15 protein-coding genes are annotated in these 17400 nt (G+C 73.3%); 13 read left to right on the top strand and 2 right to left on the bottom strand.

Annotated features, from left to right (window positions below; all coding sequences use genetic code 11):
• Positions 1–387: 387 nt before the first annotated feature.
• A complete protein-coding gene (locus KF837_00665; GenBank protein ID MBX3225785.1) occupies positions 388–1908 on the bottom strand; it encodes an acetyl-CoA carboxylase biotin carboxylase subunit in 1521 nt (506 codons plus the stop codon).
• Positions 1909–1959: 51 nt separating this feature from the next.
• Here KF837_00665 and KF837_00660 point away from each other — a divergent pair, with 51 nt between their 5' ends.
• From KF837_00660 to KF837_00635, 6 genes are all read left to right on the top strand, one after another.
• On the top strand, positions 1960–2421 hold the full coding sequence (locus KF837_00660) for a PH domain-containing protein (GenBank protein ID MBX3225784.1): 462 nt from the start codon (positions 1960–1962) through the stop codon (positions 2419–2421).
• Entirely contained in the window at positions 2421–4229 is a 1809-nt protein-coding gene (gene xseA, locus KF837_00655; protein ID MBX3225783.1) for an exodeoxyribonuclease VII large subunit, read from the top strand. Before KF837_00660 ends, xseA begins: the two co-directional genes overlap by 1 nt.
• Positions 4226–5134: a shikimate dehydrogenase gene (locus KF837_00650; protein ID MBX3225782.1), complete on the top strand. Its 909-nt coding sequence runs from the start codon at positions 4226–4228 to the stop codon at positions 5132–5134. Before xseA ends, KF837_00650 begins: the two co-directional genes overlap by 4 nt.
• A 208-nt stretch (positions 5135–5342) precedes the next feature.
• Positions 5343–6278 carry a two-component sensor histidine kinase gene (locus KF837_00645; protein MBX3225781.1) on the top strand — a complete coding sequence of 312 codons (936 nt, stop codon included), beginning with the start codon at positions 5343–5345 and terminating at the stop codon, positions 6276–6278.
• 21 nt (positions 6279–6299) lie between these two features.
• On the top strand, positions 6300–7055 hold the full coding sequence (locus KF837_00640) for a response regulator transcription factor (GenBank protein MBX3225780.1): 756 nt from the start codon (positions 6300–6302) through the stop codon (positions 7053–7055).
• A 29-nt stretch (positions 7056–7084) separates the two neighbouring features.
• Positions 7085–7552, top strand: coding sequence for a DUF3293 domain-containing protein (locus tag KF837_00635; protein ID MBX3225779.1), 468 nt, complete (start codon positions 7085–7087; stop codon positions 7550–7552).
• 3 nt (positions 7553–7555) lie between these two features.
• On the opposite strand, the gene KF837_00630 is transcribed toward KF837_00635, so the two are convergent.
• Positions 7556–8320: an SUMF1/EgtB/PvdO family nonheme iron enzyme gene (locus KF837_00630; protein MBX3225778.1), complete on the bottom strand. Its 765-nt coding sequence runs from the start codon at positions 8318–8320 to the stop codon at positions 7556–7558.
• Between the two features lie 264 nt (positions 8321–8584).
• Here KF837_00630 and KF837_00625 point away from each other — a divergent pair, with 264 nt between their 5' ends.
• The 7 genes from KF837_00625 (at position 8585) to KF837_00595 (ending at position 17393) form a co-directional block, all read left to right on the top strand.
• The gene (locus tag KF837_00625) at positions 8585–10078 is read left to right on the top strand and encodes a CHASE3 domain-containing protein (GenBank protein ID MBX3225777.1); all 1494 of its coding nucleotides are present in this window, start codon (positions 8585–8587) and stop codon (positions 10076–10078) included.
• Positions 10075–10536 carry a CheW domain-containing protein gene (locus KF837_00620; GenBank protein MBX3225776.1) on the top strand — a complete coding sequence of 154 codons (462 nt, stop codon included), beginning with the start codon at positions 10075–10077 and terminating at the stop codon, positions 10534–10536. The genes KF837_00625 and KF837_00620 overlap by 4 nt, the downstream gene beginning before the upstream one ends.
• A 19-nt stretch (positions 10537–10555) precedes the next feature.
• Positions 10556–11923 (top strand): methyltransferase domain-containing protein, encoded by a 1368-nt coding sequence (locus KF837_00615; GenBank protein ID MBX3225775.1) that lies wholly within the window; start codon positions 10556–10558, stop codon positions 11921–11923.
• A gap of 106 nt (positions 11924–12029) precedes the next feature.
• Positions 12030–12452, top strand: coding sequence for a chemotaxis protein CheW (locus tag KF837_00610; protein MBX3225774.1), 423 nt, complete (start codon positions 12030–12032; stop codon positions 12450–12452).
• Positions 12449–14437 (top strand): response regulator, encoded by a 1989-nt coding sequence (locus KF837_00605; GenBank protein ID MBX3225773.1) that lies wholly within the window; start codon positions 12449–12451, stop codon positions 14435–14437. The genes KF837_00610 and KF837_00605 overlap by 4 nt, the downstream gene beginning before the upstream one ends.
• A complete protein-coding gene (cheB, locus tag KF837_00600) occupies positions 14434–15486 on the top strand; it encodes a chemotaxis-specific protein-glutamate methyltransferase CheB (protein ID MBX3225772.1) in 1053 nt (350 codons plus the stop codon). Before KF837_00605 ends, cheB begins: the two co-directional genes overlap by 4 nt.
• Entirely contained in the window at positions 15483–17393 is a 1911-nt protein-coding gene (locus KF837_00595; protein ID MBX3225771.1) for a response regulator, read from the top strand. The genes cheB and KF837_00595 overlap by 4 nt, the downstream gene beginning before the upstream one ends.
• Positions 17394–17400 lie beyond the last annotated feature (7 nt).

Below are 17400 nucleotides of genomic sequence, written 5' to 3'. Positions count from 1 at the left end.
GCGCTGCGCGGTCCCTACCTCGCGCTGCGCGGTCCCCTACCTCACAGCGCAGCGCGGTCCCCCGCCTCACGCTGCGCGGTCCCCTACCTCACAGCGCAGCGCGCCTCGCGCCTCGCGCCCCGCCTCACGCTGCGCGGTCCCCCCTACCTCAGCGCGGCGCGGTCCGCCGCCTCGCGCAGCGCGGTCCCCCGCCTCGCGCCCCGCCTCACGCTGCGCGGTCCCTACCTCGCGCTGCGCGGTCCGCCGCCTCGCGCAGCGCGGTCCCCCGCCTCGCGCCCCGCCTCACGCTGCGCGGTCCCCCCCTACCTCAGCGCAGCGCGGTCCGCCGCCTCGCGCGGCGCGGTCCCCCGCCTCACGCTGCGCGCCCCGCCTCACGCTGCCCCTACCTCAGCGGAGGGCGTGGGCGCGGTGTTGGGCGACCCAAGGGGAGAGGCGGGAGCCTTCTTCGCCGCGGGCGGCGGAGGTTGCGCCTGTCGCACGTTCCATGCGGGCGGCGGCGAGGGCGACGGCGACGGCGACCGCGTCGCGGTCGGCCTCGGGCACCTGCGGGTAGCCGAGGAGCTCGTCTTTGTGGCGCTCGATGAAGCCCGTGTCGTAGTCGCCGGCGGCGAACTCGGGGTGCGAAAAGAGTTTTTCGTGGAAAGCGAGGTTTGTTCGGATACCGGTCACGACGTACTCGGAGAGCGCGCGGCGCATGCGCGCGACGGCGCGCTCGCGGGTCGGGGCCCACACGCAGAGCTTCGAGACGAGGGGGTCGTAGAAGCTCGAGACCTCGGAGCCTGGGTACGCGCCGCCGTCGTCGCGGACGCCGGGGCCGGAGGGCGTGACGAGGCGATCGATGCGGCCCGGCGACGGGAGGAAGCCCGAGGCGGGGTCTTCGGCGTAGACGCGGCACTGAATCGCGGCGCCGCGCGCGACGAGGTCGGTCTGGGCGAAGGAGAGCTTCTCGCCCTGCGCGATGAGCACCATCTCGCGGACGAGGTCGGTGCCGGTGACGAGCTCCGTGACGGGGTGCTCGACCTGGAGGCGCGTGTTCATCTCGAGGAAGTAGAAGCTGCCGTCGTCGGCGAGGAGGAACTCGAAGGTGCCGGCGGAGTGGTAGCCGACCGCCTTCGCGCCCTGGACCGCGATCGCGCCCATCTTCGCGATGAGCTCGCGCGACGCGTGCTTCGCGGGCGTCGGCGTCTCCTCCACCACCTTCTGGTTGCGGCGCTGGATCGAGCAGTCGCGCTCGAAGACGTGGACCATGTTGCCGTCGCGATCGCCGAGGACCTGGATCTCGACGTGGCGCGGCCGGAGGATCGCCTTCTCGATGTAGACCGTGTCGTCGCCGAAGAACTTCTTCGCCTCGCTCCGCGCGCGCTCCCACGCGTTCGCCATCTCGCCTTCGGAGCCCACGAGGCGCATGCCCTTGCCGCCGCCGCCCGCCGCGGCCTTGAGCATCACGGGGAAGCCGATCTTCTTCGCCGCCGCGATCGCCTCGTCGGTCGTGTCGCACATCGCGCCCGGGACGATCGGGACGCCGGCCTCCGCCATCTTCGCGCGCGCCGCGGTCTTCGAGCCCATCGCGCGCATCGCGCTCGCAGGCGGGCCGATGAACGTGATGCCGGCCTTCTCGCACGCATCGGCGAAGGCGGGATTTTCGCTCAAGAAGCCATATCCGGGATGCACCGCGTCGCAGCCCGCCTTCTTCGCGACGTCGATGACCTTGTCGACGCGGAGGTAGCTCTCGCTCGCGGGCGCGGGGCCGACGGGATAGGCCTCGTCGGCCATGCGGACGTGGAGCGCGGCCCGGTCGGCGTCGGAGTAGATCGCGACCGCGCGGATGCCCATTTCGTGGAGGGTGCGGGTGACGCGGACCGCGATCTCGCCGCGGTTCGCGACGAGGACCTTCTTGAATGCGCGCATGCGGCGCGATCGTTATCCGGTTTGGCGGGCGGTGGCTATGCTGACGCTCCGATGAACGACCTCAAGCCGCCGCGCGAAGGGTTGATGCCGGGCGCGTCGGGCGCCGAGGAGCTGCTCTTCTCGGGCCATCCCGCCGTCATCCAGAGCTTCGGCGGGCTCTTGCTCGCGATCCTGACGCTCGGCATCTCCGCGCTCGTGCAGTACGTCCGCACGCGCGGGACGACGTACAAGATCACGACGCAGCGGGTCGTGATCGAGACGGGCGTCTTCTCGAAGCGGATGGAGCAGATCGACCTCTATCGCGTGGTCGACTACGTGGTGGAGCGCCCGATCGGCCAGCGCATCATGGGCACGGGCAACATCGTGCTCGAGGCGATGGACAAGACGACGCCGGAGATCCGCATCGAGGGCGTGAAGACGGACGTGATGCGGCTCTACGAGCAGCTCCGCTACTCGACCGAGCAAGAGAAGAAGCGGCGCAACGTCCGCCTCCTCGAAGCCGAGCACGCCTGATGGCGAAGGGACCGAAGCGCGGCGAGACGATCGCCTTCGACTTTGCCCTCCTCCCGCCCCGCCCGGCCGCGCCGCCGGTCTCGGAGGAGGCCGCGGCGGAGCGCGGCGCGCCTGACTCGCGTGCGCCTGGCGTGGCCGAGCCAGGCGCCCCCGCGACGCGCCCTGCCATGGCCGCCGCGGAGACCCCGTGGACGCCGGACCCGTTGCCCACCAGGAACGAGCCGTGGGCGCCGGCGCCGTTGCCGGAGAGGCGCGAGCCGGTGGCGTCGAAGCCCGAGGGGCCGCGCGTGCTCACGGTGGGGCAGCTCGGGCGGGTCGTGGGGCGGTCGCTCGAGCGGACGTTCGCGGCGGAGCTGTGGGTCGAGGGCGAGGTGTCGGGGGCGCGGCCGGCGGCGAGCGGGCACGTCTACTTCTGCATGAAGGACGAGGCCGAAGACGCGTCGATCGACGTCGTGCTCTACCGGAGCTCCGTGTCGCCGCGCGGGCGTGCGCTCGTGAAGGACGGGGCGCGGATCAAGGTGCGCGGGAAGCCGACGTACTGGTCGCCGCGCGGGAAGCTGCAGTTCGTCGGCGATCGCGTGGAGCCCACCGGCAAGGGCGCGTTGCTCGAAGCGCTCGAGAAGCTGAAGGAGAAGCTCTCGGCCGAGGGCCTCTTCGCGCAGGAGCGAAAGCGCGCGCTGCCGCACGATCCGCGCGTCGTCGGAGTCGTGACGAGCGCGAGCGGCGCCGTCATCCACGACATCTGCAAGGTCGCGTTCCGCCGCGGCGGGGCGCACATCCTCCTCGCCGCCGCGCAGGTGCAAGGGCCCGGCGCGGTCGACTCGATCCGGCGCGCGCTGCGGCTCCTCCAGCGCGTCGCCGCCGTCGACGTGATCGTGATCGGACGCGGCGGCGGATCGTCGGACGACCTCGGCGCGTTCAACGACGAGCACGTCGTGCGCGACGTCGCGGCGTGCCGCGTCCCGATCGTGAGCGCGGTCGGGCACGAGGTCGACGTGACGCTCGTCGACTTCGCCGCCGACGCGCGCGCGGCGACGCCGTCGCAGGCGGCGGAGATGATCGTCCCGGACCTCGGCGCGCGGCGGAAGCTCCTCGAGGAGCGCACGCGGCGGCTCGAGCGCGCGATGCGCGCGCGCCTCGCCGAGGACCGCGCCGAGAACGCGCGGCTGATGCGGGCGTTCGGCGATCCTCGGCTCCTCATCGCGAGCGCGCAGCAGCGCGTCGACGAGCTCACGCTCCACCTCGGACGCCTCGCGCAGCGACGCATCGCGAACGAGAAGGACGCGGCCCTGGCGCTCGACGCCCGCCTCCGCGTGCAGCACCCGCAGCTGCGCATCGCGCGCGACGGCATGCGCCTCGCCGACCTCGACGGCCGCCTCGCCGCTGCCGCGCGCCACCTCGTGCGCGAGGAGACGACGCGCACCGCCGCGCTCGCGGAGCGACTCCGGCAGACCGCGCCGGAGCTCGTGCGCACGCGGAGCGCGAACGCCGCCGCGCTCGGCGAGCAGCTGGCGCGCGTCGCGCCGGCGCTCGTGCGCGCGCGCGCGGCCGAGAGCGCGTCGCTCGCCGAACGCCTCCACCGCGTCGCGCCGCACCTCGTCCGCGATCGCGCCGCCGCCGTCGCGAAGCTCGCCGCCCGCCTCGACGCGATGAGCCCGCTCAAGGTGCTCGCGCGCGGCTACGCGATCGTCACGCGCGCGGAGGACGGCCGCGCCGTCCGCGACGCGGCCGAGGTGACGCCCGGCGACACCGTCCACGTCCGCGTCGGCGAGGGCGGCTTCGACGCGACGGTGGAGCGGTCGAAGTGAGGTTCGCCGTCATCGGGTCGCCCGTCGCGCACTCGCGGAGCCCCGCGATGCACGAGGCCGCGTTCCGCGCGCTCGGCCTCGACCACACCTACGAGAAGATCGAGACGACGGCGGCGGAGCTCCCCGCGCGGGTAGCGGCGCTGCGCGCGGGCGAGCTCGACGGCCTCAACGTCACGGTCCCGCACAAGAGCGCGGTGCTCTCCCTCGCCGACGAGATCGCGCCCGCCGCGGCCGCGATCGGCGCCGCGAACACGCTCCTCCGCACCGCGGACGGCCGCGTCGTCGCGCACAACACGGACGCGCCCGCGATCGCAGAGGAGCTCGCGCGGCTCCGCGGCTTCGACTTCGGGACGGCGGGCGGCGCGCTCTCGATCCGCGATCCGCGCACGTTCGCCGGGACCTCCGTGCTCGTGATCGGCAGCGGCGGCGCGGCGCGCGCGGCGGTGTTCGCGGCCGGCGCGCTCGGCGCGGCGCACGTCGTCGTTCGCGCGCGCACCGAGCCGATCGGCGCCGCGGACGTCCTCGCCGCCGGCGCGGCCTCGACCGACCACGCGCGCCCGGTGCTCGTGTTCGAGCCCCTCGGCGGCGCGCCGCACGCCGAGCGCTCCGACCTCGCCGCGATCGTGCAATGCACCACCGCCGGCATGCACGGCGGCCCGCCGGGCGAGCTCGCGGCCGGCGCCGTCCACTGGGACAGCGTCCCCTCGACCTGCGTCGCCTACGACGTCGTCTACTCCACCGGCCTCACCCCGTTCCTCGCCGCCGCCGCCGCCCGCGGCCTCCGCCATGCCGGCGGCCTCGGCATGCTCGTCACACAAGGCGCCCTCGCCTTCACCCTCTGGCTCGGCTGCCCCCCCCCGCGCGACGTCATGCACCACGCCGCAGCCACCCCCCACCCCCCTTGAGCCCTTGAGGGCCGCGCGCCCCACCCGGGGCCCCAGAAGCGGCCGCTCCAGCGGTTGCGAAGCAACCCGAGCGCGCAGCGCGAGGGCCGTGTCTGGGGTGGGGTGTCGGGGCGAAGCCCCGACGATGACATGCTAAGAGCCAGGCGTGACCACTGCGGCAGACCGTACGAGCTCGAGTGCGCCTGGAGCGGGGGAGCGTATCCGGCAGGTGACGGCGAAGAACGTTCAGCGTCTCGGGTATCGGCGCATCGTTCAGCTCCTCGTTTACCTGATCATCATCCCGACGGTGTTGCTCCTCTCGATCGGGATCATCCTGCTGTTCATCGGGGCGCGCATCAACCTGCTGTTCGGGGTCCTCACCGTCAGCTTCGTCTCCGTCGTCATCACCGGCATCGTCCTCGTCCTCGTCTTCGTGCGGCGCGAGGCGAACCTGTCCGAGCTCCAAGCCGACTTCGTCTCGAAGGTCAGCCACGAGCTCCGCACTCCCCTCACCGCGATCCGCCTCTTCGCCGAGACCCTCCAGCGCCCCGAGGTCGACGACCGGACGCGCGAGAAATGCACCACCCACCTCGTCGCGGAGTCGGAGCGCCTCTCGAAGATGATCGAGCGCCTGCTCGACTGGGGCCGCATGGAGTCGGGGCGAAAGATCTACGAGCTCCGCGAAGAGAAGGTCAGCGACGTCCTCGCCGACGCCCTCCGCGCGTACGCCCCGCACCAGGAGATCGGCGGCGAGCTCGACTTCGCGCTCGACGCGGAGGAAGACCTGCCCGACGTCGTCGTCGATCGACCCGCGATCGTCGGCGCAATCGTGAACCTCCTCTCCAACGCGCAGAAGTATGGCGGCACCCCGCCGAAGATCCGCCTCATCGCGCACGCGAAGAACGGCGTCGTCACGATCGCGGTCACCGACAACGGCGCCGGCATCCCGCCGCCCGAGCACCGCCGCATCTTCGAGAAGTTCTATCGCATCGACGATCGCCTCTCGCGCGACAAGGAGGGCTCCGGCCTCGGCCTCGCGATCGTGAAGCACGTCGCGCGCGCGCACCACGCCCGCGTCACGATCGAGAGCGAGGAAGGCAAGGGCTCCACCTTCGCGATCCTGCTCCCCGCCGTCACCCGTGACGACGAGCCAGCTTCGGGGTAAGGAGCGGCGTGTGAAGGCACGATGGTCGTGAGCTCCGACTCGAAGCGAAAGCCGGTCAGCCTGCAAGGGCGCCGCGTCCTCGTGGTCGAGGACGATCCGAGCATCGCGATCGGGCTGCGCATCAACCTCGAGAGCGAGGGCTACGAGGTGCACGTCGCCGACGACGGCGAGCGCGGCCTCGAGCTCGCGCGGACGATCGAGCCCGACCTCGTCATCCTCGACGTCATGCTCCCGCGGCGGAACGGGCTCGAGGTGCTCCACGAGCTGCGGAACGAGGGGCGCACCGTGCCCGTCATCATCCTCTCCGCCAAATCGACGGAGATGGACAAGGTCGCCGGCCTCGAGCTCGGCGCGGAGGACTACGTCGCGAAGCCGTTCAGCCTCGCGGAGCTCCTCGCGCGCGTGCGCGGCGCGCTCCGGCGCACGACGCAGGCGCAGGCCACCTCCGCCGCCGTCGCGCCCGCGCGGCCGCGCATCCTCTTCGGTGACGTCGAGGTCGACGTCGCGGCGCGGACGATCAAGCGGAAGGGCGAGCTCGTCGACGTCACCGCGACCGAGTTCGACGTCCTCGTCTGCCTCGTGAGCGAGCGCGGCCGCGCGATGTCGCGCGACGACATCTTCCGGCGGGTGTGGGGACCGAACCATCACGGCACGCCGCGCACGGTGGACAACTTCATCCAGCAGCTGCGCGCGAAGCTGGAGGTCGACCCGCAAGAGCCCGCCTTCATCCAGACCGTCCGCGGCGTCGGCTACCGCTTCGACTTCGCGCCGCCCTGAGCCCGCCCCGAGACCCGAACGAGCACGTCATGGACCACAACCTCCTCCGCCAGTACCTCTCGAGCGTCTACGACCTCCCCACCGCGACGGGCCCGCTCCGCGTCTCGCTCGACGGCGACATCGTGCAGGACGTCGCCTCGCTCCCCGAGCTCCTGACGAAGCCGTTCACGATCCTCACCGCGTTCAACCCGCGCTCGATGCTCTTGCCGCGCAAGGTGAACGACGCGCGCCACGCCGTGCTCCGCGACATGCTGATCCTCGGCTGCTACCGCGTCGAGCAGTGCGTCGGCTACGAGGAGGACCCCGAGGGCACGTGGCGCGAGCCGTCGTGGCTCGTGCACGGCATGGACCGCGACGAGGCGATCTCCTTCGGCCGCGTGTTCCGCCAGAACACGATCGTCGTGAACCGGAACGGCCGCCCCGAGCTCATCGTGACGGACCCGACCTGCGACGAGCTCGCGAAGAGCTTCGTCGGCAACTGGCGCGTCCGCGGCTGAGCGCTACGAGGCGTCCTTCGCGCAGCGGAAGCCGAGCATCCGGAGCTTGAAGCGCGCGTGGTGATGCACGCGGTTCGTGCTCCGCAGCCCGGGCCCCGGGTAGTTGTACGCGCCGCCGCGGATCGACTTCTCGCACTCGGTCGGGATCGGGTTCGTCCCGGTGAAGCCTTGCCGCCCCTCCGCGCGCAGCTTGTTCTGCGCGGCGAGGATCTCGTCGCAGCCCCCGCCGCGGCCGTCCGGCGTCGATCGCGTGTACGCGATCGGATCGTAGTCGTCCTCCATCCACTCCCAGACGTTGCCGGCGAGATCGTCGTGGCCGTAGGGTCCGCGCCCGGCCGGGTGCGTGCCCACGTCCTCGGGGTAGTTCGACGGATGGAACACGGTGCGCTCCTTCGTCGGCGGCTCGTTCCCCCACGGGAAGCGCCGCCCGTCGTCGCCGCGGACCGCGCGCTCGAACTCCGCCTCGCGCGGGAGCCGCTTCTGGCGCCACGCGCAGTACGTCCGCGCCGCGGTCCACTGGACGCCGACGACGGGGCGGTTCGGACCCTTGAACGGACCCGGCGCCGCGATCGTCCCGAACGTCGCGAGGATCTCGGGATCGGCCGCCACGCACGCCCCCGCCGCGACGCACTCGTCGTACGCCTTCTGCGTGACCTCCGTCACGTCGAGCCAGAACGACGCGACCGTCACCTCGTGCGCGGGTCGCTCGTCGAGCTCGCCCTCGTCGTTCGACCCCATCATGAAGGTGCCGCCCTTCACGAGCGCCATGTCGGGCGGACCGACCGGCTCCGGAGGCGGCCCCGCGTCGACGACCGCGACCGCCGGGGGGGGAGCCCCCGCGTCCTCGAGCACGACCGGCGGCGGAACAGGCGGCGGCGGCTCCGGTCCTGCGTCATCCTCCGACAATTCCGGAGCGTTCGCCGGCACGTGCGAGCGGCACGCCGCGAAGAGGAGTAGGACAAAAAGTCGGGCGTGTCTCACGACCGCGCGATCCCCACTCGACGATTCCCTCGCTTCCGGCGACTATCCCGCATGGCTCAATCCAGTGGTCCGAGCGGGGGCTCGGGGTGGACCGTCGGTAGAAAGGTAGCACTCGGCTTCGGTCTCTCCTTCGCCCTGCTGCTCGTCATCGGCGCAATCGGGTACCGGAGCACCGACGCGCTCATCGAAAACAACGCGCGCGTCACGCACACGCACGCCGTCCTCGAGCGCGTCGCGACGACGCTCTCGCTCATGAAGGACTGTGAGACGGGGCAGCGCGGGTTCGTGATCACGGCGGATCCTGCCTATTTGGCTCCCTATGAATCCGCCTCCGCCGCCCTCCCGGGCAACTTTGCGGAGCTTCGCCGCCTGATCAACGACAACCCCCAGCAGCTCGCGCGGCTGAGCCAACTCGAGACCGCCAGTCAGTCACGCAACGCGACGCTCGAGCGCGTCATCCAGGAGCGCAGGACGAAGGGCCTCGAGGCGGCGGTGAGCTCCGTCGTGAGCGGCGACGGCAAAGCGCAGATGGACGAGGCCCGCCGCATCGCGAGCGACATGGAGAACGAAGAGCGCTCGCTCCTCGCGCGGCGAACCACCGCCGCCGAGGCGGGCGCGCGCGACGCCAAGGTCATGGTCGGGGTGGGCGCGCTCATCGCCCTCGTCGTCATCACCTTCGCCGGGACGACCATCACGCGCACGCTCGGCAACCAGCTCGGCTCCGCCGTCGCGAGCATCCGCAGCTCGTCGTCGGAGCTGCAGGCCGCCGCGACGCAGCAGGCCTCGGGCTCGCGCGAGCAGCTCTCCGCGACGACGGAGGTCGCCGCCACCATCCGCGAGCTCCTCGCCACCTCGCGCCAGATCACGGAGAGCTCCCAGCGCGTCGCCCGCATCGCGGAGGACACCGCGAGCGGCGCGGGGACCGGCCTCCAGACGATGGGCGGCGCGCGCGAGGCGATCGACGCGATCCGGCGCCAGATGGACGTCGTGGTGGCGCACATGCTCGCGCTCGGGAAGAAGTCGCAGGAGGCCGGCGGCATCCTCGACCTCGTGAACGAGCTCGCCGAGCAGACGCACATCCTCGCGATCAACGCGACGATCGAGGCGGCGGGCGCGGGCGAGAGCGGCCGCCGCTTCGCCGTCGTCGCCGACGAGATCCGGAAGCTCGCCGATCGCGTCGGCGGATCGACGAAGGAGATCCGCACGATCGTCGACGACATGCGCGGCGCGGTGAACACGACCGTGATGGCGACGGAGAGCACGGTCAAGGCGGTGGACGCAGGCACCTCGCGCTTCGCGGAGGTCTCGACGCAGCTCCAGAAGATCGCGCAGCTGGTCGGGACGTCGACCGAGGCGGCGCGGGAGATCGAGCTCTCCACCAAGCAGCAGGCCACCGCCGTCGAGCAGGTGAGCTCCGCGATCGGCAACGTCGCGCAGGCGACGCGCGAGTCCGACGCGAGCGCGAAGCAGACGCTGCAGGCGGCGAGCGAGCTCTCCGAGCTGTCGCGCGCGCTCCTCCGCCTCGTCGACGCCACGGCCACATGACGGCGGCGCTGCACGTCGTCTTCCGTCCCGCTCGCGGCGCGCTCGCCGCGCTGCCGGCGCGGCACGTCCGCGAGACGATGCGCCCGCTGCCGATCGAGCCGCTCGCGGGCGCGCCGTCGTTCGTCGCCGGCGCGGCGATCGTGCGCGGCCGCGCGGTCCCGGTCGTCGACGCGGCCACGCTCTTCAGCGGCGCGCGCGACGAGCGTGACGCGGCGACGCGCTGGATCGCGATCGTCGTCGGTGATCGCGATGCCGTCCTCGCGGTTCACTCCGTCGTCGGCGTGCGCGCCCTCGCGGCGACGAACGACGCGGTCGCGCCGCTCCTCGCGCGTTCGGCGCGCGGCGCGATCGCCGAGCTCTCCACGCTCGACGGCGAGCTCCTCGCGATCCTCCAGACCGCGAAGCTCGTCGACGAGGAGGTATGGCGCGCGATCGCCGGGCAGGACGATGCGCGTTGACCCGACAGCGCTCGCACGAATGCGCGCGATCGTCGCGCGTGAGCTCGGCCTCGAGCTGAGCGACGACGCGGACGAGGTGCTCGCGGGCGCGCTCGCGCAGCGCATCGCCGAACGGAAGACGACGGCGACGGCCTACCTCGACGCGCTCTCGGCGCCGGACACGAAGGCGCCGGACGCGTCGGCGCCGGACGCGTCGGCGCCGGACGCGACGGAGCTCCACACGCTCGGCCAGCTCCTCACCGTGGGCGAGACGTACTTCTTCCGCATGCGCGGCCACTTCGAGGCCTTGCGCGCACTCGCGACCGAGCGCGAGGGCGCGCCGATCGCGGTCCTCTCCGCGGGCTGCTCCACCGGCGAGGAGGCCTACTCGATCGCGATGACGCTCCTCTCGATCGGCCGGAGCGACGCGCGCGTGACCGCGATCGACCTGAGCCGGCGCTCGCTCGAGGCCGCGCGCGCCGCGCTCTACTCGGAGTGGGCGCTCCGCGCGGTCGCGCCTCCCGATCGCGATCGCTGGTTCACGCGGAAGGGCCGCGCGTGGGAGGTCCGCGCCGACGTGCGCGCGATGGTCGACCTCCGCGCCGCGAACCTGATCGACGCCGACGCGATCCCGCTCGGCCCGTTCGACGCCGTGTTCTGCCGCAACGTCACCATGTATTTTACACGCGATGCGGCGCGCACCGTCATCGCGCGCCTCACCGCGTCGCTGAAGCGCGGCGGCCTCCTCTTCCTCGGCCACGCGGAGACGTTGCGCGGCCTCTCGGAGGAGTACGCGGTCGAGGCCTGCGCCGGCTCCTTCCACTACCGTCACACCGGCGGCGCCGCGGTCGCGCCGTCGCCGCCGACCGTGCGCACGGCGACGCCGCCGAAGTGGATGGCCCCGCTGCCGCCGGAGCCGCTCGCCGCGGTGTCGCCCGACGTCGTCGCGCTCGTCGCGGAGGAGCGGTTCAAGGAGGCCCTCGCCGCGATCGCGCCGGGACCGAGCGTGCTCCGCGCCGTCGCGCTCCTCGGCGACGGCGAGGTCGACGCGGCGGAGGAGGTCTGCGCGCACCTCGTCGCGACGGAGGAGGGCGGACCGGAGGCGCACTACGTCCTCGGTCTCGCAGCGGAGCACCGCGGCGATCGCCCGGCCGCGATCGATCGCCATCGCGCCGCGCTCTACCTCGAGCCCGACTTCGCGCTCGCGCACCTCCAGCTCGGCCGCCTCGCGCGCCGCGAGGGCGACGCCGCCGCGGCGCGCCGCGACCTCCGCCACGCGCTCGATCTGATCGCGCACGAGACCGCGACCCGCATCGCGCTCCTCGGCGGCGGCTTCGACCGCGACGCGCTCCTCGCCCTGACGCGCGCCGAGCTCGCCGCAATCGACACGGAGGAGAGGAAGGCATGACCCGCGCGACCGAACCGCGAAGCCGTGGCGGCTCGAGCCACGCGACCGAACCGCGAAGGCGCGGCGGCTCGAGCCGCGCGACCGGGCGGCCGCGAGGGGCGATGGCATGAAGACGGTCGCTCAGATCGCGGCGGAGTTCGATCGCGCGTTCGCGGAGCCGGCCGTGCTCGATCGCGGACGCGGCGCGCCTGCACTCGCGATCCGGGCCGGCGGGGCGCGCTACGTCGTGCCGCTCGCGGCCTTGAGCGTCGTCGGGCGGAGCCCGAAGATCGTGCCGCTCCCCGGCGGCGGCGCGGCGCAGCTCGGGCTCGCCGGGATCCGCGGGAGCCTCGTCGTCGTCCTCTCGCTGCCCGCGCTGCTCGGGCGCGCGAACGGCACCCACGGCTGGATCGCGACGCCCGCCGCGCGCCGCGGCCTCGCGCTCGCGTTCGACGAGCTCGAGGGTCAGCTCCTCCTCGAGCCGGGCGAGGAGCCCGCCGAGCTGCTCGATCTCGCGGCGCTCCTCGCGCGCGGAGGGATCGCGACGTGAGCAAAGACCCGTACCGTTACTTCCGGATCGAGGCGCGCGAGATCGTCGACGCGCTCCAGCGCGGCGTCGTCGAGCTCGGCGCCGCCGCCGATCCGGAGAAGCTCCGCACGCTCTTGCGCGCGTCGCACACGTTGAAGGGCGCCGCCGGCGTCGTGCGCCACGCCGAGATCGCGCGCCTCGCGCACGAGGTCGAGGAGCGCCTCGCCGCGCGCGCCCCCGCCGACGCGGTGCTCCCCCTCGTCGACGCGATCGCGCGCGAGCTCGCGACGCTCGGCGCGCCGGCTGCGCCGAAGGTCGCGGCGCCGAAGTCTGCCGCCCCGCCGCCGCTCGCGGCGGAGTCGGTGCGGCTCGATCTCGAGGAGGTCGACGCGCTCCTCGCCTCGCTCGCGGACCTCTCCGCGCGGATCGCCGCCGCGCGCGCGAAGACAGGACCCGAACGCGAGGCCCTGCTCGACGGCGTCGATCGGCTCGCGCGCGACACGATCGAAGACGCGCAGCGCCTGCGCCTCCTCCGCGCCGACACGGTCTTCGCGGAGGTCGCCCGCGCCGCGCACGACGCCGCGGCGCGCGAGGACCGCGCGGTGGAGCTCGAGACCACCGGCGGCGATCGGCGCCTCGACGCGCACGTCCTCGCCGTCGTCCGCGACGCGCTCCTCCAGCTCGTCCGCAACGCGATCGCGCACGGGATCGAGCCCGCCGCGGAGCGAACGCGCGCGGGGAAACCCGCGAAGGGGCGCATCGCGATCGGCGTCGACCTGCGCGGTTCGCGCGCCGTCATCACGTGCCGCGACGACGGACGCGGCATCGACGAGGCCGCGCTCCGCGCCGCGATCGTGGCGAAGCAGCTCGCGCCGGACGAGGCCGGCAGCCACAGCGCGGACAAAGGAGCGGCGACCCTGACGCCGGACGAGGCCGGCGGTCCCACCGCGGACAAAGGGGCGCCACCTCTGACGCCGGACGAGGCCGCGAAGCTCGACGCGACTGGGCTCTTTCGGCTCGCGATGCGTGGCGGCGTCTCGACGCGCGCGGCGGCGTCGGAGCTCGCGGGGCGCGGGGTCGGCCTCGGCGTCATCGCGGCGGCGCTCGATCGTGTGCGCGGATCGTTCACCGTGCAAAGCCGCCCCGGCGCCGGGACCGAGATCGCGCTCGAGGTCCCGGTGACCCTCACCGCCGCGCCCGCGCTCATGGTCGAGGCCGCCGATCGCGTCGTCACGGTGAGGCTCGACGCGATCCGCCGCACGGTGCGCTTCACGCCCTCCGACGTCGTGCGGACCGCCGACGGCGACGTGCTCAGCGACGGCGACGGCGACCGCGGAGAGCGCTGGCGCTACGGCGCGCTCGCCCGCGTGCTCGGCGTCGACGCCGTGAGCGCCGCGCGGACCGCGCTCCTCCTCGAGGTCGGCGGCGCGCGCGCGGCGGTCGGCGTCGAGCGCGTGCTCGGGATCGTGAACGAGGTGGTGCACCCGCTCCCGCCCGCCGCGACCGCGGCGCCGATCGTCGCCGGCGCGTCGCTCGACGGCGAAGGCAACCCGCGCCTCGCGCTCGATCCGCGGCTCCTCGTCGATGCGATCGCGGCGCTCGGTGCGGCGGCGGAGCAGGCCGCGCCGGAGAAACGTGCCCCGGCGCGCGTGCTCGTCTGCGACGACTCGCTCACGTCGCGCATGCTCGAGCAGAGCATCCTCGAGGCCGCGGGCTACGTCGTGACGACGGCGGCCTCGGGCGAAGAGGCGCTCGAGAAGGCCCGCGCAGGTGGCTTCGCGCTGTTCGTCGTCGACGTCGAGATGCCGGGCATGAGCGGCTTCGAGACCGTCGCCCGCATGCGCGCGGACCCCGCGATCGCGAACACTCCCGCCGTCCTCGTCACCTCCCGCAGCGCGCCGGAAGACCGCCGGCGTGGCCTCGAGGCCGGGGCTCGGGCATACATCGTGAAAGGTGACTTCGCGCAGGTGGAGTTCCTCGAGACGGTGCGGAGGTTGATCGGATGACGGAGGGAAGCGGACCAATTCGCGTGCTCGTGGTCGACGACTCGGCGACCGTGCGCGGTCACATCGTCGACATCCTCTCCGCCGATCCGACGTTCACGGTCGTCGGCGAGGCGACCGACGGGCGCCAGGCGATCGAGGCGTGCGAACGGCTCCGCCCCGACGTCATGACGATGGACATGATGCTGCCGGTGCTGAGCGGCCTCGCCGCGACCGAATACATCATGGCGTATTGCCCGACGCCGATCGTCGTCGTCTCGTCGGCGGAGAACCGCGGCGAGGTCTTCCGCACCTACGACGCGATCGCGGCCGGCGCGGTCGACGTCCTCGAGAAGCCGACCGCGTCGACGCCGCCAGAGGAGTGGGCGAACAAGCTCGCGTTCGTGCTCCGCGTCGCGTCGCGCATCCGCGTCGTCACCCACCTCCGGAAGCGCCTCCCCGCCGCGCTGCCGAGCGTGCGCGCCGCGCCGGCGAGCGAGATCCGCGTCGTCTGCGTGGGCGCGTCGACCGGCGGCCCCGGCGCCGTGCGCCGCCTCCTCCTCGATCTCCCCGGCGGCTTCCCCGTCCCGGTCATCCTCGTGCTCCACATCGGCGAGCCCTTCGACGCGACGCTCGCGGACTGGCTCGACGCCCAGACCGCGCATCGGGTCGGCTTCGCGACGCACGGACAGTCGCTCTTCGACGCCGGGCCGCGCGTGATCATGGCGCCGGCGGGACGGCACTTGCGCGTGGCGAGCGGAAAGCTTTATCTGGACGATGGTCCGGAGCGACATTCGTGTCGTCCCTCCGTCGACGTGCTGTTCGAGTCGATCGCGAAGGAGATGGGAGTGAACACGGCGGGGGTGCTCTTGACGGGGATGGGGCGCGACGGCGCGAACGGCCTCCTCGAGATCCGCAAGGCGGGCGGGTACACGATCGCGCAGGACGAAGCCTCGTCCGTCGTGTACGGGATGCCGCGCGCGGCGGTCGAGCTCGGCGCCGCGAAGTCGGTGCTCCCGCTCGACCTGATCGGCGGCGCGCTCGCGCGCGTCGTGCGAGGAGCCCGCGAGTGAAGCCGCGCGTCCTCGTCGTCGACGACAGCCTCACCGTGCGGATGGACCTCCTCGAGGCGCTCGAGGCTGCGGGGCTCGACGCGGTGGGCTGCGGGACGATCGCCGACGCGCGCGCCGCGCTCGCGAAGGAGCGCTTCGACCTCGCGATCCTCGACGTGCGCCTCGGCGACGGCGACGGCGTCGAGCTGCTCGGCGAGATCCGCGCGCAAGAAGGCCCCGCCGCGCGGACGCCGGTGATGATGTTGTCCTCCGAGGCCGAGGTGAAGGACCGCATCCGCGGCCTCGAGCGCGGCGCCGACGAATACGCGGCCAAGCCCTACGCGGTGTCGTGGGTGATCGCCCGCGCGCGCGAGCTCACGCAGCGGCGCGCGGAGGACCCGCGCAGCGTGATCCTCGTCATCGACGACAGCGTCTCCTTCCGCGAGGCGATGCGCGAGGCGCTCGAGGCCGCCGGCTACCGCGCGGTGCTCGCCGCGACGGGCGAGGACGGCCTCCGCGAGGCCGCCGCGATCCGCCCCGCGCTCGTCATCTGCGACGGCGAGCTCCCCGGCATCGACGGCGCCACCGTCGTCCGCCGCCTCCGGCTCGACGCGGCGCACCGTCATACGCCGGTCATCATGATCAGCGGCTCCGACATCGACGCCGGCGAGATCGGCGCGTTCGAGGCCGGCGTCGACGCGTACCTCGGCAAGAAGACGCCGCCGGTCGAGATCGTCGCGCGCGTCGCGGCCCTGCTCGGATCGAACCGCGAGGCGCCCGTCGCCTCGGTGCGGAGCGCGCTCGCGACGCAGAAGGTCCTCGTCGTGGGGAAGGACCTCGACGCGACGATCGCGGCGCTGCGGCGCGACGCGTTCGACGTCGCGCGCGCGGCGTCGGCGGAGGACGCGCTCTTGCTGCTCGAGCACTTCGTCCCCGCCTGCACCGTCGTCGAGGCCTCGGTCGCGAGCTGCCGCGCGATCCGGGCCGCGGTCCGGCGCCCGAACGCGATCGTCGCGGTGACGGCGGACGAAGACTCCACCCTCGCGGTGGAGTGCCTCGGCGCCGGCGCGGACGAGGTCGTCTCGCGCGGGACCGCCGGCGCGCTCCTCGTCGCGCGCGTGCGGGCGCAGCTGCGACGAAAACAAGCCGAGGAGGAGGCCACGCGCGAGCGCGACGCCCGCGTCTCCGCCGCGCTCGCGGAGGCGCGGGCCGCGCACCTCGCCGAGGTCGAGAAGAAGAACGCGGAGCTCGAGGTCGCGAACGAAGAGCTCGAGGCCTTCAGCTACACCGTCTCGCACGATCTCCGCGCGCCGCTCCGCGCGATCCAGGGCTTCGCGCGCGCGCTCGAGGAGGACGAAGGCGATCGGCTCGGCGAGGACGGCAAGGGTCACCTCGCCCGGATCCACGGCGCGGCGAAGCGCATGAACGAGCTGATCGAGGACCTCCTCGGGCTCGCTCGCGTCACGCGCGCCGAGATCGTCCGCCGCGAGGTCGACCTCGGCGAGATCGCGCGCGCGATCGTCTCCGACCTGCGCGCGCGTTCGCCGGAGCGGACGGCGGAGGTCGTGATCGCGGACGGCCTCGTCGTCCAGGGAGACTCGGGCCTCCTCCGCGCCGTGCTCGAGAACCTCCTCGGCAACGCGTGGAAGTTCACGGCGAAGAAGACGGACGGCGTCCGGATCGAGGTCGGCGCGATCGTCCGCGACGGCGAGCGCGCGTTCTTCGTCGCCGACAACGGCCCCGGCTTCGACATGGCGCACGCGGAGCGCCTGTTTCGTCCCTTCCAGCGGCTCCACTCGCCGAAGGAGTTCGAGGGCACCGGCATCGGGCTCGCCACCGTGCGCCGGATCGTCGTGCGGCACGGCGGGCGGGTCTGGGCCGAGAGCGCGCCCGGCGAAGGCGCAAAGTTCTGGTTGTCGCTCGGGTGACGCGGTA

Origin of the sequence: Labilithrix sp., from assembly GCA_019637155.1 — a bacterium.
Taxonomy (GTDB): domain Bacteria; phylum Myxococcota_A; class Polyangia; order Polyangiales; family Polyangiaceae; genus Labilithrix.
This window is presented reverse-complemented; position numbering and strand designations above follow the sequence as displayed.

What these genes read in the sequence shown, in the direction of transcription:
- KF837_00665 (MBX3225785.1), bottom strand. Translation starts at nt 1,908, where the DNA reads ATGCGCGCATTCAAGAAGGTCCTCGTCGCGAACCGCGGCGAGATCGCG.
- KF837_00660 (MBX3225784.1), top strand. Translation starts at nt 1,960, where the DNA reads ATGAACGACCTCAAGCCGCCGCGCGAAGGGTTGATGCCGGGCGCGTCG.
- xseA (MBX3225783.1), top strand. Translation starts at nt 2,421, where the DNA reads ATGGCGAAGGGACCGAAGCGCGGCGAGACGATCGCCTTCGACTTTGCC.
- KF837_00640 (MBX3225780.1), top strand. Translation starts at nt 6,300, where the DNA reads ATGGTCGTGAGCTCCGACTCGAAGCGAAAGCCGGTCAGCCTGCAAGGG.
- KF837_00635 (MBX3225779.1), top strand. Translation starts at nt 7,085, where the DNA reads ATGGACCACAACCTCCTCCGCCAGTACCTCTCGAGCGTCTACGACCTC.
- KF837_00630 (MBX3225778.1), bottom strand. Translation starts at nt 8,320, where the DNA reads ATGGCGCTCGTGAAGGGCGGCACCTTCATGATGGGGTCGAACGACGAG.
- KF837_00625 (MBX3225777.1), top strand. Translation starts at nt 8,585, where the DNA reads ATGGCTCAATCCAGTGGTCCGAGCGGGGGCTCGGGGTGGACCGTCGGT.
- KF837_00620 (MBX3225776.1), top strand. Translation starts at nt 10,075, where the DNA reads ATGACGGCGGCGCTGCACGTCGTCTTCCGTCCCGCTCGCGGCGCGCTC.
- KF837_00615 (MBX3225775.1), top strand. Translation starts at nt 10,556, where the DNA reads ATGCGCGCGATCGTCGCGCGTGAGCTCGGCCTCGAGCTGAGCGACGAC.
- KF837_00610 (MBX3225774.1), top strand. Translation starts at nt 12,030, where the DNA reads ATGAAGACGGTCGCTCAGATCGCGGCGGAGTTCGATCGCGCGTTCGCG.
- cheB (MBX3225772.1), top strand. Translation starts at nt 14,434, where the DNA reads ATGACGGAGGGAAGCGGACCAATTCGCGTGCTCGTGGTCGACGACTCG.